Origin of the sequence: Streptomyces sp. NPDC051219, from assembly GCF_040682335.1 — a bacterium.
GTDB lineage: Bacteria > Actinomycetota > Actinomycetes > Streptomycetales > Streptomycetaceae > Streptomyces.
Genome location: NZ_JBFBAS010000016.1, coordinates 110213 through 133725, shown reverse-complemented (window position 1 = coordinate 133725; position 23513 = coordinate 110213). Strand labels below are relative to the sequence as shown.

Annotated in this window: 18 protein-coding genes and 1 tRNA gene; 18 read left to right on the top strand and 1 reads right to left on the bottom strand. The window is 71.5% G+C overall.

Translation table 11 applies throughout. From position 1 onward, the window contains the following. Positions 1-85 precede the first annotated feature (85 nt). The 7 genes from ssd (at position 86) to AB0M62_RS19970 (ending at position 5127) form a co-directional block, all read left to right on the top strand. Positions 86-1207: a septum site-determining protein Ssd gene (gene ssd, locus AB0M62_RS20000; RefSeq protein WP_366075571.1), complete on the top strand. Its 1122-nt coding sequence runs from the start codon at positions 86-88 to the stop codon at positions 1205-1207. Then, entirely contained in the window at positions 1204-2352 is a 1149-nt protein-coding gene (locus tag AB0M62_RS19995) for a TadA family conjugal transfer-associated ATPase (protein WP_366075570.1), read from the top strand. The genes ssd and AB0M62_RS19995 overlap by 4 nt, the downstream gene beginning before the upstream one ends. Continuing rightward, positions 2349-3212 carry a type II secretion system F family protein gene (locus tag AB0M62_RS19990; protein ID WP_366075569.1) on the top strand — a complete coding sequence of 288 codons (864 nt, stop codon included), beginning with the start codon at positions 2349-2351 and terminating at the stop codon, positions 3210-3212. The genes AB0M62_RS19995 and AB0M62_RS19990 overlap by 4 nt, the downstream gene beginning before the upstream one ends. Then, on the top strand, positions 3209-3988 hold the full coding sequence (locus AB0M62_RS19985) for a type II secretion system F family protein (protein WP_366075568.1): 780 nt from the start codon (positions 3209-3211) through the stop codon (positions 3986-3988). Before AB0M62_RS19990 ends, AB0M62_RS19985 begins: the two co-directional genes overlap by 4 nt. An 86-nt stretch (positions 3989-4074) precedes the next feature. After that, the gene (locus AB0M62_RS19980; protein ID WP_366075567.1) at positions 4075-4269 is read left to right on the top strand and encodes a DUF4244 domain-containing protein; all 195 of its coding nucleotides are present in this window, start codon (positions 4075-4077) and stop codon (positions 4267-4269) included. Then, positions 4256-4609: a TadE family type IV pilus minor pilin gene (locus tag AB0M62_RS19975; RefSeq protein ID WP_366075566.1), complete on the top strand. Its 354-nt coding sequence runs from the start codon at positions 4256-4258 to the stop codon at positions 4607-4609. The genes AB0M62_RS19980 and AB0M62_RS19975 overlap by 14 nt, the downstream gene beginning before the upstream one ends. Continuing rightward, positions 4606-5127 carry an Rv3654c family TadE-like protein gene (locus AB0M62_RS19970; RefSeq protein WP_366075565.1) on the top strand — a complete coding sequence of 174 codons (522 nt, stop codon included), beginning with the start codon at positions 4606-4608 and terminating at the stop codon, positions 5125-5127. Before AB0M62_RS19975 ends, AB0M62_RS19970 begins: the two co-directional genes overlap by 4 nt. Positions 5128-5206: 79 nt before the next feature. Here AB0M62_RS19970 and AB0M62_RS19965 read toward each other — a convergent pair whose 3' ends face one another. Continuing rightward, the gene (locus AB0M62_RS19965; protein ID WP_366075564.1) at positions 5207-7660 is read right to left on the bottom strand and encodes a DEAD/DEAH box helicase; all 2454 of its coding nucleotides are present in this window, start codon (positions 7658-7660) and stop codon (positions 5207-5209) included. 82 nt (positions 7661-7742) lie between these two features. On the opposite strand from AB0M62_RS19965, the gene AB0M62_RS19960 reads away from it, so the two are divergent. From AB0M62_RS19960 to AB0M62_RS19910, 11 genes are all read left to right on the top strand, one after another. After that, complete coding sequence (locus AB0M62_RS19960) at positions 7743-8096, top strand: STAS domain-containing protein (protein ID WP_366075563.1); 354 nt, start codon at positions 7743-7745, stop codon at positions 8094-8096. A gap of 80 nt (positions 8097-8176) precedes the next feature. Then, positions 8177-8614: an ATP-binding protein gene (locus AB0M62_RS19955; RefSeq protein WP_366075562.1), complete on the top strand. Its 438-nt coding sequence runs from the start codon at positions 8177-8179 to the stop codon at positions 8612-8614. Positions 8615-8875: 261 nt separating this feature from the next. Then, positions 8876-11269, top strand: coding sequence for a sodium-translocating pyrophosphatase (locus AB0M62_RS19950; RefSeq protein ID WP_366075561.1), 2394 nt, complete (start codon positions 8876-8878; stop codon positions 11267-11269). 188 nt (positions 11270-11457) lie between these two features. Continuing rightward, on the top strand, positions 11458-12018 hold the full coding sequence (locus AB0M62_RS19945) for a small secreted protein (RefSeq protein WP_366075560.1): 561 nt from the start codon (positions 11458-11460) through the stop codon (positions 12016-12018). A gap of 110 nt (positions 12019-12128) precedes the next feature. Further along, positions 12129-13667: a methyltransferase gene (locus AB0M62_RS19940; protein WP_366075559.1), complete on the top strand. Its 1539-nt coding sequence runs from the start codon at positions 12129-12131 to the stop codon at positions 13665-13667. A 222-nt stretch (positions 13668-13889) separates the two neighbouring features. Then, positions 13890-14087 carry a hypothetical protein gene (locus tag AB0M62_RS19935; RefSeq protein WP_366075558.1) on the top strand — a complete coding sequence of 66 codons (198 nt, stop codon included), beginning with the start codon at positions 13890-13892 and terminating at the stop codon, positions 14085-14087. 185 nt (positions 14088-14272) lie between these two features. After that, entirely contained in the window at positions 14273-17146 is a 2874-nt protein-coding gene (topA, locus tag AB0M62_RS19930) for a type I DNA topoisomerase (RefSeq protein WP_366075557.1), read from the top strand. A 119-nt stretch (positions 17147-17265) separates the two neighbouring features. Next, positions 17266-20271 (top strand): dTMP kinase, encoded by a 3006-nt coding sequence (tmk, locus tag AB0M62_RS19925; RefSeq protein WP_366075556.1) that lies wholly within the window; start codon positions 17266-17268, stop codon positions 20269-20271. A gap of 96 nt (positions 20272-20367) precedes the next feature. Beyond that, positions 20368-21579, top strand: coding sequence for a DNA polymerase III subunit delta' (locus tag AB0M62_RS19920; RefSeq protein ID WP_366075555.1), 1212 nt, complete (start codon positions 20368-20370; stop codon positions 21577-21579). A gap of 87 nt (positions 21580-21666) precedes the next feature. Continuing rightward, entirely contained in the window at positions 21667-23214 is a 1548-nt protein-coding gene (locus tag AB0M62_RS19915; protein ID WP_366075554.1) for an alpha/beta hydrolase, read from the top strand. Positions 23215-23325: 111 nt separating this feature from the next. Then, positions 23326-23399, top strand: a tRNA-Thr gene (locus AB0M62_RS19910). The last annotated feature ends 114 nt before the right edge of the window (positions 23400-23513 follow it).

Genomic DNA, 23513 nt, shown 5'->3' with positions numbered 1-23513 from the left:
CCACACGCTTTCCAGGATCGCTGCACGGTGATTCCGCCCGCGAAGTTCGCGGATGCGGGATTTGTAGCGAGAAGAGGCGGAGATCGTGGCCGGATCCATCACTTCCGAGCGACTGCTGAGCGCCGAAGGGCGCCAGGGCAGACCGCTGATCGTCACCGAGGACGCGGAGCTGCTCGACGACCTGCTGCGGTTGTGCGCGGCGGCCGGCGTCGAGCCCGAGGTTCACCATGGGGTACCCGAGCGGGGAGGCGGTGGCAGAGGCGGAGGCGGCTGGGACAGTGCGCCGCTGGTGCTGGTCGGAGACGATGCCGCGCCCCGGGTGCGAGGCGCTGCGCGTCGGCGGGGAGTGCTCCTTGTCGGGCGGGACCAGGACGACCCCGGAGTCTGGCGGTTGGCCGTGGAGATCGGCGCCGACCATGTGCTCCGCCTCCCCGATGCCGAGGCCTGGCTCGTCGACCGGATCGCCGATGTGGCGGAGGGGGCGGGGCGACAGGCGCTCACGGTCGGGGTGATCGGCGGGCGAGGCGGAGCGGGTGCTTCGACCCTGGCCTGCGCGCTCGCCGTGACCGCCGCCCGTGGCGGAGAACGGGCGATGCTGATCGACGCCGATCCGCTCGGCGGCGGCCTGGACGTACTGCTCGGCGGGGAGAGCGCCGAGGGGTTGCGCTGGCCGGATTTCGCCGGCTCGCGCGGCAGGGTCGGGGGCGGCGCGCTGGAGGAGTCGCTGCCCGAGCTGCACGCACTGCGGGTCCTCAGCTGGGACCGCGGGGATTCTGTGGTCATCCCGCCGACGGCCATACGGACGGTGCTGGCCGCTGCGCGCAGGCGCGGTGGCGTGGTGGTCGTGGACCTGCCCCGGCGGGTGGACGAGGGCGTGGCCGAGGCGTTGGCTCAGCTCGACCTCGGGCTGCTCGTGGTGCCTGCCGAGTTGAGGGCCGTCGCGGCGGCGAGCCGGGTGGCGTCGATGGCGGGCATGGTGCTTCGCGACCTCCGGGCGGTGGTGCGTGGGCCCTATGCCGCCGGGCTGGACGAGGAGTCGGTGGCCCGGTTGCTCGGACTGCCGCTCGCGGGCGAACTGCCGGTCGAGCCGGGACTGCTGGATGCTCGGGACAGCGGAGCCCCGCCGGGTGGCAGTGTGCGGAGTCCGCTGGCCAGGTTCTGTGCGGCGTTCTGGGCCGAGGCCCTGGCGGGGGGTGTTCCGTCATGAGCGCCCAGTTGCTGGACGCGGTGCGCCGGCGCCTCGCCGAGAGTGGTGCGGACCCGACCCCGGCGCGGGTCGCGGCCGCTCTACGTGCCCAGGGGCGACTCCTCGGGGACACGGAAGTGCTGGGCGTGGCCGAGGAGTTGCGATCCGAACTCGTGGGCGCCGGGCCGCTGGAGGGGCTGCTCGGCGACCCGGGGGTCACCGATGTACTGGTGGCCGCGCCGGACCGGGTGTGGGTGGACCGGGGGCGCGGGCTCGAGCTCACCAGCGTCTCGTTCACCGACGCGGGCGCGGTGCGAAGTCTGGCTCAGCGGCTGGCGGCGGTGGCAGGGAGGCGGTTGGACGATGCCCGCCCCTGGGTGGACGCCCGGCTGCCGGACGGGACCCGGCTGCACGCGGTGCTGCCGCCGATCGCCGTCGGCTCGGCCTGCCTCTCCCTGCGAGTGGTCCGGCCCCGGGCCTTCTCGCTGGGCGAGTTGGTCGAGGCGGGCACGGTGCCGCCGGACGGGGACAGGGTGCTGCGGGCACTGATCGATGCCCGGCTCTCCTATCTGATCAGTGGTGGAACGGGCTCAGGGAAGACGACGCTGCTGAGCTCACTGCTGGGGCTGGTGGGGCCCGCGGAGCGGATTGTGCTGGCCGAGGACTCGGCGGAGCTCCGCCCCGAGCATCCGCACGTGGTCCGGCTCGAATCGCGTCCGGCCAACCAGGAGGGCGTGGGCCTGGTGACCTTGAAGGACCTTGTGCGGCAGGCGTTGCGGATGAGACCCGACCGGCTTGTAGTGGGCGAGGTGCGAGGCGAGGAGGTCACCGATCTCCTGGCCGCCCTGAACACCGGGCACGAGGGCGGCTGCGGGACTGTGCACGCCAATGCGGCGGCACATGTTCCCGCGAGGCTGGAGGCGCTGGGGACGGCGGCGGGACTGGACCGGGCGGCCCTGCACAGCCAGTTGGCCGCCGCGCTGTCGGTGGTGGTCCATCTCGCGCGGGACCGGGGAGGGCGGCGGCGCGTTGCCGAGGTGCATGTACTGGAGCGGGATGCGGCCGGGCTGGTGGTGACCGCGCCGGCGCTGCGGTGGGGTGCGGAGGCGTTCGTACATGAGCGGGGCTGGGGGCGGCTGCGGTCGATGCTCGGGGGTGCGCTGTGACGGGTGTCGCGCCGGTCTGCGCGGCGGCGGTGTGTGCGGGGGCGGCCGCGTGGCTGGTGGGCGGGCGGGAGCAGTCCCTGCGGCGGGCGATGTTGATGCTCGCCGGAGGCGAGCCGACCACATCCGGTCCTTCGTGGGGACGGCTGCTGAATACGGCGCGGGCCCGTGTGCGGCGGGAGTGGGTCTGCCTGGTGGTGGGGGCACTGGTCGCTGTAGTGGGGGAGTCGGTGCTGCCGCTGGCCGCGGGCGCGGCGGCCGTGCCCCTGGCAGCTCGTTGGCTGCGGGCGCGGAAGCGGGCCCGGGAGCGGGCGTGGCGTGCCGGCGAGGTGATCGCCCTGTGCGGGGCGGTGGCGGGGGAACTCCGTGCAGGGCTGCAGCCGGGGCAGGCGCTCCGAAGGGTGGTACGGGGTTTCGCCCCCGGGGCCGGTGGACTTGGGAGTGCCGAGGGGGCGGTGATGTCCGCCGCACGGTTCGGCGGGGACGTGCCCGAAGCGCTGCTGCAGTCGGCGCGGGAACCGGGTGCGGAAGGTCTCGTCGGGATGGCTGCATGTTGGCGGGTGTCGGTGGACGGCGGGGCCGGGCTCGCGTCCGGGCTGGACCGGCTGGAGGCCGCGCTGAGAGCCGAACGGGACCAGCGGGAGGAGCTGCGGGCCCAGTTGGCCGGAGCAAGGTCGACGGCGCTGGTGCTGGCACTCCTGCCGGTGGCGGGGTTGCTGATCGGGACCGCGCTCGGAGCCGGTCCCCTGTGGGTACTGCTGCACACCCCGGCCGGACTCGGATGCCTGATGGCCGGCGGGCTGCTGGAGGGTCTCGGCGTGTTCTGGGCCGGTCGCATCGTACGAGCGGGGGAGGACGCATGACCGGTGATGTTGTCCACAGGCTGGGGGTAGTGGTTTCGGTCGCTGCCGCCGTGGCGGCCCTTGGCTCCGCGCTTGCCGCGCGGATACGGGAGCGGGCCGTGAAGCGACGGCTGGCGGTGTTGCTCACCGCTGAGTGCCGGGCCCGGCCGGGCCGCCTTCCGCGTACGTGGGCGGTCGGCGTGAGGGGCTGGGCGGCTCCGCTGGGTGCCTTGGCCACCGGCTATGTACTGGTCGGCGGGGTGGCCGGGTGCATGGTGGGTCTGGCCGCGGCCTGGGGCGTACGCCGATGGCTCCGGGGCCGGAAGCCTTCGACCGGCGCGGTGGACCAGGTGGAGGCGGCGCGACAACTCCCGCTCGCCGCCGACCTGCTGGCCGCGTGTCTTGCCGCAGGGGCGGGACCGCGTGAGGCCGCCGAGGTGGTCGGGGAGTCGCTCGGCGGGCCGGTGGGCGAACGACTGGCCCGCGCCGGAGCGGAGTTGCGGCTCGGGGGTGAACCGAGTGCTGCGTGGGGGCGGTTGGCTGAGATACCTGGTGCGCGGGCGTTGGCCGGCTGCCTGGAAAGGGCCGCATGCACGGGCGCACCGGCTGCGGAGCCGGTCGCCCGGCTGGCGGCGGGGCTCCGGGAAGACCGGTCGAGGGCGGCGACGGCGAGAGCACAGCGTGCCGCCGTGCTCATCACCGCACCGGTGGGGCTCTGTTTTCTGCCCGCGTTCCTTGTTGTCGGAGTGGCGCCGGTGGTGATCGGTCTGGCGAGCGGCCTGCTGAACGGCAAGTGAGTCCGGCCAACGAGGCCGGCCAACGAGTCCGGCCAATGAGGCTGGCAAACGAGTGACGACCGAATGACTGATTTCTGGGGGTTGGTATGTGGGTGTGGAAGCGGATGCACGACGCGCTGAGCCGGTCGCGTGAGGACGCGGGGATGACGACGTCCGAATACGCCATGGGAACGATCGCGGCATGCGGGTTCGCCGCGGTGCTCTACAAGGTGGTCACCAGCGGCGCGGTCTCGTCGGCGCTGCAGTCCGTGATCGGGAAGGCGCTCGATGCGCAGTTCTGACCGGGGCTATGTGACCGCCGAGGCGGCCGTGGTACTGCCGGCGCTGGTGCTGTTCGCCGCGGCCCTGGTGTGGGCGCTGATGGCGGCGGCCGCTCAGATCCAGTGCGTGGACGCCGCGCGGGCCGGCGCCCGGGCGGCTGCCAGGTCGGAGCCCGGGCCCGCTGTGGTGGCTGCCGCTCGTTCGGCGGCCCCGGGCGACGCGCGGGTCGCCGTGGAGCGGGAGGGCGAGCTGTGGCGAGTACGGGTCGAGGCGCCGACGCCGGGACCGGACGCCCTGTCGATGCGGCTGAGCGCGCAGGCGGTGGCGTTGGCCGAGGACATGGTGGGGGCGGTGCCGTGAGGCGGGACGGCGCCGGCCGGCCCCTGGCCGCGGCCGGGGACCGGGGATCGGCGACGGTGTGGGCGGCGGTGGCGAGCTGTGTGCTCTGCGTGGTTTTCGCGGTCGTCCTGGCGATGGGGCAGGCGGTGGTGGCCCGCCACCGCGCGGGCGGGGCGGCGGACCTGGCCGCCCTCGCCGCCGCGGACCACTGGATGGAAGGGCCGGAGGGAGCCTGCGCCAAAGCCGCCGGGGTGGCCCGGGCACAGGGCACGCGCCTGGTGCGGTGTCACGTCCGCATAGAGGTCTCGGACGTGACGGCGGAGGCGGGCTTCGGGCCGTTCACCTCGGAGATCCGGGCCAGGGCTGGTCCCCCTGACCCACCGGCTCCACCGGCTCCACCGGCTCCACCGGCTCCACCGGCTCCACCGGCTCCACCGGCTCCACCGGCTCCACGGGGTTCACCCGGTCTACCGGGTGAAGTGGGTCCTTCGCCGGGTCCACCTGTTCCACCGGGTCCGGTGGGTGCGCAAGGGTCCTGACACTTGGTCCAGGTCTTTGCGGTCCGCCCGGCCGTGAGGCCCGGCGGACGGGGGATGAGAGCAGGTCGGGGCCGCCCGGTCAGCCCTCGGGCGCTCCGGTGAGGAGGGTGGTGAGCAGGCGGACGGCGCCCCGCTTGTGGAGGGGGTCATTGCCGTTGCCGCACTTGGGGGACTGAATGCAGGAGGGACAGCCCGCCTCGCACTCGCAGGACGCGATGGCCTCGCGGGTGGCCGTGAGCCACTCGCGGGCCGTGTGGAATGCGCGCTCGGCGAATCCCGCCCCGCCGGGGTGGCCGTCGTACACGAAGACCGTCGGCAGCAGGGTGTCCGGGTGGAGCGGGACGGAGACACCGCCGATGTCCCAGCGGTCGCAGGTGGCGAAGAGGGGGAGCATCCCGATCGACGCGTGCTCCGCGGCGTGCAGGGCGCCCCCCAGGATCTCCGGACCGATCCGGGCGGCGTCGAGCTGGTCCTCGGTGACCGTCCACCACACGGCTCGGGTGCGCAGGGTGCGTGGCGGCAGGTCGAGCTTGGCCTCACCGAGCACCTCACCCGTGATCAGCTTACGGCGCAGGTAGGAGACGACCTGGTTGGTGACCTCGACGGAGCCGTAGCAGAGCCGCCCGTCCCCCCACGGGATCTCGGTGTCGGTCTCCAGGACGCAGATGGCGGTGGTGTCGCGGGCGGTGGTCGAGTACGGCGGGCTGGCCTCCTCCACTAGGGCCACCGAGTCCTCCAGGTCCAGGTGCTTCACCAGATAGGTACGGCCCTGGTGGAGGTGGACGGCGCCGTCGTGGACGGCGGCGTGGGAAGCGGACTCGTCCACGGTGCCCAGCAGCCGGCCGGTGGCGGCCTCGACGACCTGGACCGGACGGCCGCCCTCCCCGCGGATGTCGGTCAGGTCTGCGGCCCGCTCACGGCGGGTCCAGTGCCAGGCCGTGGCCCGGCGCCGGAGCAGCCTGGCGGCCTCCAGCTGGGGCAGCAGCCCTGCGGCGGCCGGGCCGAAGAGGTCGAGGTCACTCTCGGTGAGTGGAAGCTCGGCGGCGGCCGCGCACAGATGGGGGGCGAGGACGTATGGATTGTCCGGGTCGAGCACGGTGGACTCCACCGGCTGCTGGAACAGCGCCTCGGGGTGGTGGACGAGGTAGGTGTCCAGCGGGTCGTCTCGGGCCACCAGGACCGCCAGGGCGCCCTGGCCCGAGCGGCCCGCGCGGCCCGCCTGCTGCCAGAGGGAGGCCCGTGTGCCGGGGTAGCCAGCGATGACGACGGCATCAAGACCGGAGACGTCGACGCCCAGTTCCAGGGCGGTGGTGGCGGCGAGGCCCAGGAGCTCGCCGGAGTGCAGGGCACGCTCCAGCGCGCGGCGTTCTTCCGGGAGGTAGCCCCCGCGATAGGCGGCGACTCGCTCGGGGAGGGAGCGGTCCACCTCGGCCAGCCGTTCCTGGGCGATGACCGCGATCAGCTCCGCGCCGCGCCGGGAGCGTACGAAGGCGACCGTTCGCACACCCTGCACGGTCAGATCGGTGAGCAGGTCGGCGGTTTCCGCGGTCGCTGTGCGGCGGACGGGGGCGCCCTTCTCGCCGTGCAGCTCGGTGAGTGGCGGCTCCCAGAGGGCGAAGACCAGCTCGCCGCGGGGTGAGGCGTCGTCGGCGACTTCCGTGACCGGCAGACCGGTGAGCCGGCCGGCCGCGACCGCGGGTTCGGCGGCGGTGGCGGAGGCGAGGAGGAAGACGGGGTTCGCGCCGTAGCGGGCGCAGAGGCGGCGTAGTCGGCGCAGGACCTGGGCGACGTGCGAGCCGAAGACGCCGCGGTAGGTGTGGCACTCGTCGATGACGACATAGCGCAGCGAGCGCAGGAAGGAGGACCAGCGGGGGTGCGAGGGCAGTATTCCGCGGTGCAGCATGTCCGGATTCGTGAGGACGTAGTTCGCGTACTGCCGGACCCACTCGCGTTCCTCGACCGGCGTGTCGCCGTCGTAGACAGCCGGCCGCACCGATGCGCCCAGGGGCCGCGCCAGGGCCTTCACGGCGCGGCGCTGGTCAGCTGCGAGGGCCTTGGTGGGGGCGAGGTAGAGCGCGGTCGTCCCCCGCCCGTTCGGGGCCTCGGCGCCGTCGAACAGGGTGGACAGTACGGGCGCCAGATACGCGAGGGACTTGCCCGAGGCGGTGCCGGTGGCGACGACGACGGACTCGCCGTCGAGGGCGTGCTCCGCTGCCGTGGCCTGGTGCGCCCAGGGGTGCTCGATGCCGGCGGCCTGGATGGCTGCGATCACTTCCGGCCGGATGCGATCGGGCCAGACTGCATGCCTGCCCGCTCGCGGGGGCAAGTGCTCCGTATGAGTGATGCGCGCAGCCCGGTTGGCCCCCTTGGCGAGCCGGTCCAGGACGGTGCCGGGGGAGGGGCGTGGGCCCGTGGTCTCCGTGGTCCGACCAGGGCGGTGATTGTTGGCCATCGGCACCGAGTGTGTCACTGGCTTGAAGGACAATGGTCTGAAGGCGTCGTGCACGCCCGCTGGTAAGTGATTGAATGCCATCGCGGCTGCCAATCCGTCCCCCGCCCTCGGATGGGGGAGGCCCCTGGGGGGCGCCGCTCGATAGCAAGGTGCTGGAGGATCCGTGGACCTGTCCCTGTCGACTCGCAATGTGTCCGGTCCCGCCGGCGACCGTACGGTCGTCGAGGTCGGTGGCGAGATTGATGTGTATACCGCGCCCAAGCTGCGCGAGCAGTTGGTCGAGTTGGTGAACGACGGCAACTACCACTTGGTTGTCGACATGGAGGGCGTGGACTTCCTCGACTCCACCGGACTCGGCGTGCTCGTGGGTGGACTCAAGCGCGTCCGGGCCCATGAGGGCTCCCTGCGCCTGGTGTGCAACCAGGAGCGCATTCTCAAGATCTTCCGTATCACCGGCCTGACCAAGGTGTTCCCGATTCACACCTCGGTGGACGAAGCCGTCGCGGCCACCGACTGACGGCTTGCCGGAGGAAGAGCAGGGGGCCGGGCCTTGAGCCCGGGCCCCTGAGTCGCACGCCCGTACGTCGAGGGGATCGCATGGCCACCGTTGAACTCCGCTTCAGCGCTCAGCCTGAGCACGTCAGGACGGCCCGCCTGGTGGCGGCCGCCGTGGCGCGTCGCGCCGGGGTGGAGGAGGCCGTGCTGGACGAGGTCAGGCTCGCTGTCGGCGAGGCATGCTCCCGTGCTGTCGGGCTGCACCGCAGCCATGGTGTGACCGCCCCCGTCCGGGTCGTGCTGACCGAGGAGGAGAAAGTGTTCTCCATCGAGGTCGGCGACGAAGTGCCCGGTCCGGCGGGAGCTTTGCCGGGCTCGCACGGCGGGGCCGACGCCGCGGACGCCGGGGGCGAGGACGAGGACGAGATGGGCCTCGCCGTCATCAGCGGACTCGTCGACGACGTGGAGGTGGGCGCCGACGAACTCGGCGGACTGATTCGGATGAGCTGGCCGAAGCCCCCCAGCCACCCCCTGCACTGATCAAACCTCTCTTTCCATCTTTCTTTTTCTCTCTCTCGTTCACCACCGCGGCCCTGCTGAGCAGGGCCTTTTTCATTTATCTAGATCATTTCGCTGGCGTCAATGCTTTTGCCCCATTACCGCTTTCGAGGGTACTGGTGAGGCAGGATCTTCGGCTGAGTAGCGAGGGAAGGCCGAATCCGTTTACCGCGCTCTGTTTTGATCTAGTGCGGCTCCCTACAATCCGTCCACATCTTGAGCTCTTCGCGTCAAGGAGGACGAATGACGGGGCTCTTCACCCCTCACCAGCAAGACCACCCCTCTACCCTCGCAGCAGCGGTTCTCACCGACGACAACCGTCTCATCGTGATCGTCATCGCGGCCGTCGCCCTCGCGGCGCTCGTCGTGGCCCAGTTGCTGGTCCGCCAAGTCCTGGCGGCCGGCGAAGGCACCCAGAAGATGAAGGAGATCGCGGCAGCCGTACAGGAGGGCGCAAATGCCTACCTGGCACGGCAGTTGCGCACGCTCGGTGTATTCGCCGTGGTCGTGTTCTTCCTGCTCTTCCTGCTCCCTGCGGACAACTGGTCGCAAAGAGCCGGACGTTCGGCATTTTTCCTGGTCGGCGCGCTCTTCTCGGCGGCGACCGGATACATCGGCATGCGCCTGGCAGTACGGGCGAATGTGCGCGTGGCAGCGGCCGCGCGTGAAGCCACTCCCGCGGAAGGCGAACCGGCAAAGGATCTGACGGCCGTCGCACACAAGGCCATGAAGATCGCTTTCCGCACGGGCGGCGTGGTCGGCATGTTCACGGTGGGCCTCGGCCTGCTCGGTGCTTCCTGTGTCGTCCTCGTCTACGCCGCTGACGCTCCCAAGGTGCTGGAGGGCTTCGGCCTCGGCGCCGCGCTGATCGCCATGTTCATGCGTGTGGGAGGCGGCATCTTCACCAAGGCCGCCGACGTCGGCGCCGACCTGGTCGGCAAGGTCGAGCAAGGCATTCCGGAGGACGATCCGCGCAATGCCGCGACCATCGCCGACAATGTGGGCGACAACGTCGGCGACTGTGCGGGGATGGCTGCGGACCTCTTCGAGTCGTACGCGGTGACGCTGGTGGCCGCGCTCATCCTCGGCAAGGCCGCGTTCGGCGACGCCGGGCTCGCCTTCCCGCTGATCGTTCCGGCGATCGGTGTCATCACAGCGATGATCGGCATCTTCGCCGTGGCGCCCCGGCGCTCAGACCGCAGCGGGATGACCGCCATCAACCGTGGCTTCTTCATCTCGGCGGCGATCTCCCTCGCCCTGGTCGCGGCGGCGGTCTTCGTCTACCTGCCCTCCTCGTACGCCGAGCTGAACGGCGTCACCGACGCCGCTGTCCGTGCGCACGGCGGCGACCCGCGGATTTTCGCGCTTGTCGCGGTGGCCATCGGTATCGTCCTTGCCGCGCTCATCCAGCAGTTGACCGGCTACTTCACCGAGACCAACCGGCGCCCCGTACGGGACATCGGCAAGTCCTCGCTGACCGGGCCCGCCACCGTCGTCCTCGCCGGCATCTCCATCGGCCTGGAATCCGCCGTCTACACCGCGCTGTTGATCGGCCTCGGCGTCTACGGCGCGTTCCTGCTCGGCGGTACGTCCATCATGCTGGCGCTCTTCGCGGTGGCCCTGGCCGGTACCGGCCTGCTCACCACGGTCGGTGTCATCGTCGCCATGGACACCTTCGGGCCGGTCTCCGACAACGCGCAGGGCATCGCGGAGATGTCCGGCGACGTCCAGGGCGCCGGTGCCCAGGTCCTCACCGACCTCGACGCCGTCGGCAACACCACGAAGGCGATCACGAAGGGCATCGCCATCGCTACCGCGGTTCTCGCCGCGGCGGCGCTCTTCGGCTCGTACCGCGACGCCATCGCCACTGCGGTCGCGGAGGTGAACGCGAAGGCCGGCGACATGGGCCTGAGCCTGGACATCTCTCAGCCCAACAACCTGGTGGGCCTGATCCTGGGCGCCGCGGTCGTCTTCCTCTTCTCGGGCCTGGCGATCAACGCGGTCTCGCGGTCGGCCGGGGCCGTGGTCTACGAAGTGCGGCGGCAGTTCCGCGAGCACCCCGGGATCATGGACTACACCGAGAAGCCGGAGTACGGGCGCGTTGTCGACATCTGTACCAAGGACGCGCTGCGGGAGCTGGCCACGCCCGGCCTGCTCGCCGTGCTGACCCCCATCGCGGTGGGCTTCTCGCTCGGTGTGGGCGCGCTGGGCTCGTTCCTGGCGGGCGCGATCGGCACCGGCACGCTGATGGCGGTGTTCCTCGCCAACTCCGGTGGTGCGTGGGACAACGCCAAGAAGCTTGTCGAGGACGGTCACCACGGCGGCAAGGGCAGCGAGGCCCACGCCGCGACCGTCATCGGCGACACGGTCGGAGACCCGTTCAAGGACACGGCGGGCCCCGCGATCAACCCGCTGCTCAAGGTGATGAACCTCGTGGCCCTGCTCATCGCTCCCGCGGTGGTGCAGTTCAGCTACGGTGACGACGCCAGTGCCGGCGTCCGTGCGGTGGTGGCGACCCTCGCCATCCTCGTCATCATCGCCGCGGTGTACATCTCCAAGCGGCGCGGCATCGCCGTGGGTGACGAAAGCAACGCGGAACGGGTCCCGAAGTCCGCTGATCCGGCGGTGGTTTCGTAGTACCTGCTCAAAGGACGGGCGGGCGGCGCGGATTGACGCGCCGCCCGCCCTTTTCTGCGCGGACGTGAGGCTCATCTCCCTTGGTGCAAATGGCTATAAGATGGTCAATATCGGTTATACGAGCTGCGGATGTCGCCCACTTGGCGTGTATGTTCCGGGGCCGAGAACCTTGGAAGGGGACCGATCCGGTGAACAAGAAGCTTGCAGCCGCGCTGTCCGGCGGTGCGGTACTCGTGCTCGCGCTCTCGGGCTGCAGTGACGACAGCGACGACAAGGTGAACGCCTGGGCCAAGAAGGTCTGCGACCAGGTGCAGCCCCAGGTGAAGAAGATCGAGGAAGCGAACACCGCGATCCAGAAGGAGACGACGGACCAGAGCAAGGCGGACGTCGTCCAGAAAACCGACTCGGCCGCCTTCCAGTCGATGTCGGAGGCGTACAAGGCGATGGGCGCCGCGGTGAAGAGCGCCGGCGCCCCGCCCGTCGAAGACGGCGAGAAGACTCAGCAGGAGGCGGTCAAGGAGCTCGACGGGATCTCCGCGGCCTACGCCAACCTGAAGAAGCAGGTCGACACCCTCAACACCAAGGACCAGGCCAAGTTCGCCGACGGCCTCAAGGGCATCGCCGCCGAGCTCGACAAGCTCAGCAAGAGCGGTAACCAGGCGCTGACGAAGCTGCAGTCCGGCGAGGTCGGCAAGGCGATGAAGAAGCAGCAGAGCTGCCAGCGCTCGGCCGCGCCCTCGCCGGCGTAGGGGAGGAGCCGGGGCCCGGGACCCCCGTTCCGGCGCCGCGCGGTGAGGTCTGACCGCCCCACCGCGCCGCGGTCGCACGCGATGTCGGTGCAGGAGGCCACAATGGGCGGGTGAGTAAGACCAGCCTTCCCGCGCCCGACCGTTCCTCCCAGCTGCGTGACGCACTGCTTCGCGCCGGCTTCACCGCGGACGGGCTGCTCGACCTGCTCGGTGCGCCCGCGTATGCCGCGCTCGCCCGCAGCGAAACGGTCCCCGCCGTGCGGGCCACCCGCGACGACGGCCCCCTGCAGACGCTCGTCCGGCTCTTCCTGCTCCAGCGCCCCGTTCCCTTCGCGCACGCCGCGGCCGCGCTGCCCGTCGAGGACGCCCTGGCCGACGGCTGGGTGACCCGGGACGGCGACGAGGTGCGGGCGGCCGTCGACGTGCGGCCGTACGGCGGACCGGAGGGGCAGGACTGGTTCATCGTGTCCGACCTGGGATGCGCCGTCGGCGGTGCCGGGGGCGTCGGCAGCCGCGAGGAGGCCGTCGTCCTCGGGGTGGGCGGCGCGTCCACCACGCTCGCCGGAATCACCGTCCGCACACCCGTCGCCAAGGCCCTCGATCTCGGCACCGGTTCCGGCATCCAGGCCCTGCACGCCGCACAGCACGCCACCCGGGTCACCGCCACCGACCTCAACCCCCGCGCGCTGCACTTCACCCGGCTCACGCTGGCGCTCTCCGGAGCGCCTCAGGCGGACCTGCGGGAGGGGTCGCTGTTCGAGCCGGTGGCGGACGAGACGTACGACCTGATCGTGTCCAACCCGCCCTTCGTCATCTCGCCCGGCATCTCGCCCGGCGCCCGGCTGACGTACCGCGACGGCGGGATGGGCGGCGACGACCTGTGCCGCACGCTCGTCCAGGAGGCCGGCGACCGGCTGAACGCCGGCGGATACGCGCAGTTCCTCGCCAACTGGCAGCACGTGGAGGGCGAGGAGTGGCACGACCGGCTCCGCTCATGGGTGCCACGAGGCTGCGACGCGTGGATCGTGCAGCGCGAGGTGCAGGACATCACGCAGTACGCGGAACTGTGGCTGCGCGACGCCGGCGACCACCGGAGCGACCCCGCCGCGTACGACGCGCGGTACGCGGCCTGGCTGGAGGAGTTCGAGGCGCGCAAGACCAAGGCGGTCGGCTTTGGCTGGATCACCCTCAGGAAGTCCGGTTCGGACCGCCCGTCGATCGTCGTGGAGGAGTGGCCGCACCCCGTCGAGCAGCCGCTCGGTCCGACCGTTCAGGCCCACTTCGAGCGGCAGGACCATCTGCGTCGGCACGACGACGCGGCGCTGCTGGCGGGCCACTTCAGGCTGGCGGACGAAGTCGTACAGGAGCAGGTCGGCATGCCCGGCGCCGAGGACCCCGAGCATGTGGTGCTCCGGCAGAACCGCGGTATGCGGCGCGCCACCAAGGTCGACACCGTCGGCGCGGGCTTCGCGGGCGTGTGTGACGGAACGCTCAGCGCCGGGCGGATCCTGGACGCCATCGCCCAGCTGCTCCACGAGGACCCGGTCCTGCTCCGCGACCGTACGCCCGAGGCGATCCGGCTGCTGGTGGAGCAGGGGTTCCTCGAACCGGTGGGCAGCGACGTGGCTTCGGTCACCGGCCCCGCGTGAGCAGAAACACCGCCCGCTGAGCTGCTCGGCCCGACCCGGCGGCCTTCCGGGGACGGAGGGGGTCGAGGGGCTGGAGTGAAACCGTCGGCGTAGCGGAAACCGGCCATCGCCGGAACCTCGATCGGGCGGTGTTCACTTGTGGTTCGCGCGGCCGACGCCCCGGCGTGTCAGCCTCCCCGTCCGGGGGGCGCCCCGGCGTCGGAAACGGGGAGAGGTACGGACATGGAGAGCGGACCCGCGATCTTCGCGGCCACGACGTTCGCGCTGTTCGGCGCCGGGCTGCTGGTCTGGACGGCAGCACGCGTGCTGCACCGCGCGCCGGTCGCTCACGGCGTGCGTCCCGCCGCCTCCGTCACACTTGCCGCACTGGCCGGGACAGGGGCTCTCGTCCTTGCGGCGTGGTGCTTCTGGAGGTTCTGAAAACTGGCTCTCCGGCGGCATCGGCATGTCGGAGCGGAGGTCGGGGCGGCACGAATGGCACTAGTCGGGTTACCGTTCGAGTGGCCGTTGCGGGCTTCTGCCGTTTGACACGGGGGCGGGTTGTACCGTCACACTCCGCAGCGTCACCGTATGCCACAGAGTGCCGACCGGAGAGAAGAGCCAAGTTGTCCCCGACCAGCGAGACCGCAAAGGGCGGCCGCCGACTCGTCATCGTCGAGTCTCCTGCCAAGGCGAAGACGATCAAGGCCTACCTCGGCCCGGGTTATGTCGTCGAGGCGAGCGTCGGGCACATCCGCGACCTCCCGAACGGCGCCGCCGAGGTGCCCGACAAGTACACCGGCGAGGTCCGCCGCCTCGGCGTGGACGTCGAACACGACTTCCAGCCCATCTACGTCGTCAACGCCGACAAGAAGGCCCAGGTCAGGAAGCTCAAGGAGCAGCTGGCCGAATCCGACGAACTCTTCCTCGCCACCGATGAGGACCGCGAGGGCGAAGCCATCGCGTGGCACCTCCTGGAGGTGCTGAAGCCCAAGGTCCCGGTCCACCGGATGGTCTTCCACGAGATCACCGAGCACGCGATCCGGGACGCTGTCGCCAACCCGCGCGAGCTGAACAAGCGCATGGTCGACGCCCAGGAGACCCGCCGCATCCTCGACCGCCTCTACGGCTACGAGGTCTCGCCGGTCCTCTGGAAGAAGGTCATGCCGAGGCTGTCGGCAGGCCGGGTGCAGTCGGTCGCGACCCGTCTCGTCGTCGAGCGTGAGCGCGAGCGCATCGCATTCCGTTCCGCCGAGTACTGGGACCTGACCGGCACGTTCTCCACCGGGCGCGCCGGTGACGCGTCCGACCCCTCGACCCTCGTCGCCCGGCTGAACACGGTCGACGGCCGGCGCATCGCACAGGGCCGTGACTTCGGCTCGACCGGGCAGCTCAAGAGCGATGTCCTGCACCTCGACGAGGCGACCGCGCGGGCCCTGGCGGCCGGCCTCGAAGGCGCGTCGTTCAGCGTCCGGTCCGTCGAGTCGAAGCCGTACCGTCGCTCTCCGTACGCGCCCTTCCGTACGACGACCCTGCAGCAGGAGGCCTCGCGCAAGCTCGGCTTCGGTGCGAAGGCGACCATGCAGGTGGCCCAGAAGCTGTACGAGAACGGCTTCATCACCTACATGCGTACCGACTCGACCACGCTGTCCGACACCGCGGTCTCCGCGGCTCGGGCGCAGGTCACGCAGCTGTACGGTGGCGACTACCTGCCGGACAAGCCCCGCACGTACGCAGGCAAGGTCAAGAACGCGCAGGAGGCGCACGAGGCGATCCGGCCTTCGGGCGACCGCTTCCGCACACCTGCCGAGACGGGCCTGACCGGTGACCAGTTCCGGCTGTACGAGCTGATCTGGAAGCGGACCGTCGCCTCCCAGATGAAGGACGCGGTCGGAAACTCGGTCACCGTGAAGATCGGCGGCCGGTCGAGTGACGGGCGGGACGCGGAGTTCTCCGCATCCGGCAAGACGATCACTTTCCACGGCTTCATGAAGGCGTACGTCGAAGGCGCCGACGATCCGAACGCCGAGCTCGACGACCGCGAGCGGAGGCTGCCGCAGGTCGCCGAGGGTGATGCCCTGTCGGCCGAGGAGATCACGGCGGACGGCCACTCGACGAAGCCGCCGGCCCGTTACACCGAGGCCTCGCTGGTCAAGGAGCTCGAAGAACGCGAGATCGGCCGCCCGTCGACGTACGCGTCGATCATCGGCACCATCCTGGATCGCGGATACGTCTTCAAGAAGGGGACCGCTCTGGTCCCGTCCTTCCTGAGCTTCGCCGTGGTCAACCTCCTGGAGAAGCACTTCGGACGGCTCGTCGACTACGACTTCACCGCCAGGATGGAGGACGACCTCGACCGCATCGCCCGGGGCGAGGCCCAGTCCGTGCCGTGGCTGAAGCGCTTCTACTTCGGTGAGGGCGACGCGGCTGCCGGTGCCGCCTCCGCGGCCGGCAACGGCGACGGGGACCACCTGGGCGGCCTGAAGGAGCTGGTGACCGACCTGGGCGCGATCGACGCCCGGGAGATCTCCTCGTTCCCGGTCGGCGAAGGCATCGTGCTCCGGGTCGGGCGCTACGGCCCGTACATCGAGCGCGGCGAGAAGGGCGCGGAGGGCCACCAGCGGGCCGACGTGCCGGAGGAGCTCGCGCCGGACGAGCTGACCGTGGAGTACGCGGAGGAGCTGTTCGCCAAGCCGAGCGGCGAATTCGAGCTGGGCACCGACCCGGTCAGCGGCAACCCGATCGTCGCCAAGGACGGGCGTTACGGTCCGTACGTCACGGAGATCCTGCCCGAGGGCACCCCGAAGACCGGCAAGAACGCGGTCAAGCCGCGGACCGCCTCGCTCTTCAAGTCGATGTCCATCGACACGGTCACACTCGACGACGCGCTCAGGCTGATGTCGCTGCCCCGGGTCGTCGGTGCGGACGCCGAGGGCGTCGAGATCACCGCGCAGAACGGCCGGTACGGCCCGTACCTGAAGAAGGGCACGGACTCCCGGTCGCTCGAGTCCGAGGAACAGCTCTTCACGATCACGCTGGAGGAGGCGCTCGCGATCTACGCGCAGCCGAAGCAGCGCGGGCGTGCCGCGGCCAAGCCGCCGCTGAAAGAGCTGGGCACGGACCCGGTGAGCGAGCGTCCCGTCGTGGTGAAGGACGGCCGCTTTGGCCCGTACGTGACGGACGGCGAGACGAACGCGACGCTGCGGCAGGACGACGACGTCGAGACGATCACTCCTGAGCGCGGTTACGAGCTGCTCGCTGAGAAGCGGGCGAAGGGGCCGGCCAAGAAGACGGCGAAGAAGGCCACCGCCAAGAAGGCCACCGCCAAGAAGGCGCCGGCGAAGAAGGCGACGGCTGCGAAGAAGACCGCCGCCAAGAAGACGACGACGGCGAAGAAGACGGTCGCGAAGAAGACGGTCGCGAAGAAGACGACCGCGGCCAAGACGACGGCGGCGGCGAAGAAGACCGCGTCGAGCGTGAACGCTTCCGTGGACGAGTAGCGGACGAGCAGCACCCGTGCAGTCGGCCTCGCCGGGGCTCAGGAGCCCCGGCGAGGCCGTCGCGGTCACTTGTTCGGGTGGACCGGCATGGATCGGCGCGCTCCGGATAGGCTGGGCGGATGACGCGAGCCGAGCAGCCAACGGTCGTGACCACTTCCTCCGACGAAGCCCTAGCCGCGGACTCACGCGAGCGCGCGGTGCGCGCGCTGCTGCGCTTCCCTCCGCTCCGGCGGCTGTGGAGTGCGCACCTGGTCGGGGGCATCGGCGACGCGCTGGCCCTCCTGGTGCTGGTGCTGCTGTCGCTTCAGGCCGCAATCGCCGAGGGCTCGTTGGGCGGGGGGTACCGGGGCGCGGCCTTCGCCGTCGCCGCGGTGCTCGGAGTGCGGATTCTCGCCACGGTGCTGTTCGGCGCCGTTCTGCTGGGGCCGCTCTCCGCGTTGACCGCGCCCGGTGGCTCACTCGACCGCCGCTGGACCATGATGGCGGCGGACGGGGTGCGGATAGCGCTGTTCGTCGTCGCGCCGCTGTGGATCGACTGGACGCCCGACCAGGCTCTCGCGTTCCTCCTCGCCACCGTTTTCGTCGCAGGTGTCGCCGAGCGTTTCTGGACGGTCGCCAAGGAGAGCGCGGCGCCCGCGCTGCTGCCCGCGCCGCCGCCGGAGGGGGCAACCGTACGGCCGCTGCCGGACCGCACCGACGCGCTGCGCCGCCTCTCCCTTCGTACGAGCTTCGTCGCGGTGCCCGCCGCCGCTGCCGTGCTGCTGCTCGCCACCCTGGTGGGCAATCTGCTCGGCACCGGCATCGAGTGGTTCTCGCTCCATCAGGCGGCCCTGGGGTCGTACGTCGCGGCCGGACTCTTCGCGGCATCCGTCTCCGTGCTGTACCTGCTCGAGCTGCCCGATACGCAGACGCCCCGGCCGCGATCCCCGCTGGAGGGGCTGCGCCGCCCGAAGACCGGAAACGGGGCCGACAAGGGCCGCACGGGTGCGATCCCGCTGCTCGTACTGGCCTGTGCGGCGGTGGCGGGCGCGGTCGCGTCCGCAGTGGCCGTATCCGTCCTGCACGCCGTGGACCTCGGTGGCGGCCCGGCCGCCTTCGCCCTCCTCGTGCTGGCGCTGACGGGCGGCACGGTCCTCGGTATCCGCGGTGCGCAGAAGGTGCTGCCCGCCCTTTCGCGCCGGCGGCTGCTTGCCCTGGCCATCGCACTCACCGGCCTGGCGCTGCTCGTCATGGGCCTGGTCCCCGACACCGCGACCGTACTGATCATCGCCCTCTTCGCCGGCTTCTGCGCGGGTGTCGCGGCCAACGCCGGGCACACGCTGCTGGAGCAGGAGAGCGAGGAGTTCCGCCGGGCCCGTACGACCGAGCACCTGCACGCCGTCGTACGCGTCTCCATCGCCCTCGGCGCTGTCGCGGCCCCGCTCCTGGCCGCCGCAATCGGCCCGCACCGGCTGGCCAACGGCAGCTTCGCCTTCGCCCACGGCGGCGCGGCCTTCACGCTGATGCTGGTGGGCGCCCTGCTGCTGCCCGTGGCGGCGATCGTGTTGGCCAAGGCGGACGACCGGCAGGGAGTGCCGCTGCGGCGCGACCTGCGGGACGCGATCCGGGGCGGGGAGCCCACCCGGGCGCCCGCGACCACCGGTTTCTTCCTCGCCCTGGAGGGCGGCGATGGTGCCGGGAAGTCCACGCAGGCGGAGGCTCTCGCCGAGTGGATCCGGGCCAAGGGACACGAGGTCGTCGTCACCCGGGAGCCGGGCGCGACACCGGTCGGCAAGCGGCTGCGGTCGATCCTGCTGGACGTGTCGTCGGCCGGGCTCTCGAACCGCGCCGAGGCGCTGCTGTACGCCGCCGACCGTGCCGAGCATGTCGACACGGTGGTCCGGCCCGCGCTGGAGCGGGGCGCGGTGGTCATCTCCGACCGGTACATCGATTCGTCCGTGGCCTACCAGGGCGCCGGCCGCGACCTCTCGCCGACCGAGATCGCCCGTATCTCACGCTGGGCGACGGACGGACTCGTTCCGCATCTGACCGTGCTCCTTGACGTCTCCCCCGAGACCGCGCGGGAGCGCTTCACCGAGGCGCCGGACCGGCTGGAGTCCGAGCCCGCGGAATTCCACCAGCGGGTACGAGCCGGGTTCCTGACCCTGGCCGCCGCCGATCCGGGTCGGTACCTGGTGGTCGATGCGGGCCAGGAGCCCGAGTCGGTGACGACGGTCGTGCGGCATCGGCTCGACCAGATGCTGCCCCTCTCGGACGCCGAAGTGAAGGCGCAGGAGGAAGCGCGGAAGGCGGCGGAGGAAGAAGCGCGCCGGCGGGCCGAGGAGGAGGCCGCCCGCAAGGCGGAGGAGGAGCGGCTGGAGCGCGAGCGGCAGGCGCAGCTCGCCAAGCTCCGGGCCGAGGAGGAAGAGCGCAAGCGCCGCGAGATCGCGGAGGCGCAGCAGCGAGAGATCGAACGGCAGGCGGAGGAGGCGCGGCAGCGCGCGGACGAGGCACGCCGGCTCGCCGAGGCGGAGCGGGCACGCCGCCTTGCGGAGGAGAAGACGCTGGCGGCGGAGCAGGAGCGCCGCCGGCGGCAGGCGGAGGAGGAGGCGCGGCTCCGGGCGGAGGCGGAGGAGCGCCGCGTGGAGAAGCAGCGCAAGGCGGAGGAGGCGTTGCTCAGGGCGGAGGAGGCCCGTCGGCTGGCGGAGTCGGCGGCCGCCGCGGCCGCTGCGGTGTCGGCCTCGGCCCCGACTGTGCCGACCCCGGCGGTCGGCCCGGAAGAGGTGACCCGGACGGTCCCGGCACCGGTCGACCCTCAGGCCGGCCCGGCGGACGAGACAGCGGTGCTGCCGCCGGTTCGGGACGATGTGGCCCGTCCTGCCGACGAGACGGCTGTGCTGCCTCCGGTACGCGAAGCCGGTCCGGGCGACCCCGCTGACCGGGTTCCGCCGGGCATTTTCCGGGATGAGCGGGAGGCTCCGGCCGAACGCACCCGCGAGCTGCCGCAGGTCGACGCTGGGGGACGGCCGCGCCGCCGCTCGGACTGGGCCGAGGAGACCCCGCTGGACGACCTCCCCACCCTGGCGGACGAACTGCTGGGCCCCCGCGACGATGCGGAAGAAGCCCCTGACGAGCGCCGCCGCTAGGGATCCCGCCCCGGCGGCCCCGCTGCCGCCGGGGCTGTCAGCGGAGTGGCCCACAATGGGGCCGTAGGGGTACGACGCGCAGAGGGCGGGATCCGCATGGCCGTATGGGACGACCTGGTGGGCCAGGACCGGGTGCAGGAGCAGCTGGCCGCCGCCGGGCGGGATGCGGACGCCCTGGTCACGGCCATCAGCGCCGGCGACCCGCCTCCCACGGCATCGAAGATGACGCACGCCTGGCTGTTCACCGGTCCGCCCGGCTCGGGGCGGTCCACCGCGGCCCGCGCGTTCGCGGCGGCGCTGCAGTGCACCAGCCCTGACCGCGCGCTCGGCGGCGCGCCCGGCTGTGGTTTCTGCGACGGTTGCCACACCACCCTCGTGGGCACCCACGCGGACGTCGAGGTCGTCCGCACCGATCTCCTCTCCATCGGCGTGAAGGAGACCCGGGACCTGGTGCGCCGCGCCCAGCTGTCACCGGCCGTCGGCCGCTGGCAGGTGATCGTCCTGGAGGACGCCGACCGCCTTACCGAGGGCGCGGGGAACGTCTTGCTGAAAGCCGTCGAGGAGCCCGCCCCCCGCACGGTGTGGTTGCTGTGCGCGCCGTCACTGGAGGACGTGCTGCCGACGATCCGCTCGCGCTGCCGGCACCTGACCCTGCGTACCCCCTCCGTGGAGGCCGTCGCCGACGTGCTGGTCCGGCGGGACGGGATCGAGCCCGATGTCGCCACGGCCGCCGCCCGCGCGACCCAGGGGCACATCGGCCGGGCCCGCCGCCTCGCCACCGACGAGCGAGCCCGCGCCCGCCGCGAGGCGGTGCTGAGACTGCCTCTCCGCATCGACGACATCGGCGGCTGCCTCAAGGCCGCCCAGGAACTGATCGACGCCGCCGCCGAGGACGCCAAGCAGGTGGCGGAGGAGGTCGACGCCAAGGAGACCGAGGATCTGCGCGCCGCACTGGGCGCCGGGGCGGGCGCGGGAAGCAGAATGCCGCGCGGCACGGCGGGGGCGATGAAGGAGCTGGCCGACAGGCAGAAGCGGCGTTCGACCCGTACGCAGCGGGACAGCCTCGACCTTGCCCTGATCGACCTGACCGGTTTCTACCGGGACGTGCTGGCCCTCCAGCTGGGCTCCCGGGTGGCGATCGCGAACGTCGGGATGGGGGACGAACTGAACCGGATCGCACAGGGCTCGACGCCCGAGCGCACCCTGCGCCGCATAGAGGCGGTCATCGCCTGCCGCGAAGCCCTCGACCGCAATGTCGCCCCGCTGCTCGCGGTCGAGGCCATGACGATGGCGCTCCGGGCGGGCTGACCGGATCACCAGTCCCCTGACCGCGACACATCACTCGTAAGAGGGTGAAGCGGGCGAGCCGCCGTGCTGGGGAGTTACGCTCCGGTGATGGACACCAGGCGCCTGCTCCGCACCACCGGGACCGTACTCGCGGCCACCGGACTGTTCATCTCCGGCTGTACGAGCGGGGGCTCTGGCCCGACGGCCTCGGCGTCCGCCCAAGGCGGCGCGGCGACCCCCGGCGTGGCCGCCGACCTCAGGCCGTACTACGACCAGAAGCTGACCTGGCGCGACTGTGGTGTCCAGGGATTCGAGTGCGCGACTATGAAGGCCCCGCTCGACTACGAGAGGCCCAACCCCGCCGAGGACCTGGATCTCGCAGTGGCCCGTAAGAAGGCCACCGGACCGGGACAGCGCCTCGGATCGCTCCAGGTCAACCCGGGCGGCCCGGGCGGCTCGGCGATCGGCTACCTCCAGGCGTATGCGGGCATCGGCTACCCCGCCCCGGTGCGCGCCCAGTACGACATGGTGGCGATCGACCCGCGCGGGGTGGCCCGCAGCGAGCCCGTCGAGTGCCTGAACGGCAAGGAGATGGACGCGTACACACAGGTCGACCAGACTCCGGACGACCAGGCCGAGACGGACCGGCTCGTGGCCGCCTACAAGAACTTCGCCGAGGGCTGTGTGAAGCGGTCCGGCGAGATCCTTCCACACGTGTCCACGGTCGAGGCGGCCAAGGACATGGATGTGCTGCGCGCGGTGCTGGGTGACAAGAAGCTGGCGTATGTCGGCGCCTCGTACGGCACCTTCCTCGGCGCCATGTACGCGGACCTCTTCCCCAGCCGCGTCGGCCGGCTCGTCCTGGACGGCGCGATGGATCCGACGCTGCCGGCGATCGAGCTGAACCGCGACCAGACGGGCGGCTTCGAGACGGCGTTCCAGTCCTTCGCGAAGGACTGTGCCGCACAGGCGGACTGCCCGCTGGGCAAGGGCGGCACAGCCGACGCCGGCAAGAAGCTCACGGCGTTCCTCAACGAGCTCGACGCCGACCCCGCGCCGACCGGCGAGAGCCGCGTCCTCACGGAGTCCCTCGCCACCACGGGAGTGATCGCCGCGATGTACGACGAGTCCGCCTGGCCGCAGCTGCGGGAGGCGCTCAGCCGGGCCATGGAGGGCGACGGCGCCGGGCTCCTCGCCCTCGCCGACAGCTACTACGAGCGCGAAGAGGACGGCTCGTACGCGAATCTGATGTTCGCGAACGCCGCCGTTAACTGTGTCGACCTGCCGCCCGCGTTCACCGGGCCGGAGGCGGTCGCGGCGGCCGTGCCCTCCTTCGACAAGGCATCCCCGGTCTTCGGCAAGGGTCTTGCGTGGGCCTCGCTGAACTGCACGTACTGGCCGGTGAAGGCCACCGGAAAACCCCAGCGCCTGGAGGCGAAGGGGGCGGACCCGATCGTGGTCGTCGGTACGACGCGGGATCCGGCCACCCCCTACAAGTGGGCCGAGGCGCTGGCCGGCCAGCTCTCCTCCGGCGCACTCCTCACGTACGACGGCGACGGCCACACGGCGTACGGGCGCGGCAGCGACTGCATCGATACCGCGATCAACCGCTACCTGCTGGAGGGCAAGGCTCCGGCCGACGGCACGAAGTGCTGAGCGTGAGGGCCCCCGCCGGACACCGGTGCGGGGCACCCTCAGGAACCCTGTAGACTTGGCGCCGCTGCTGATGCGAACCTCTTCGTGCCCGGAGGGGTATTTCTGCAGCTTGCCGCCTTAGCTCAGTTGGCCAGAGCAACGCACTCGTAATGCGTAGGTCTCGGGTTCGAATCCCGAAGGCGGCTCAGAGAAACCCCAGGACTCACTCGCCGTGACCTGGGGTTTTTCCTTGCTCGGGGCATGCCGCATCACACGGCCGGGGTGCCGCGAGATGGCTTGCGTGAGCGATGCGTGAGCGG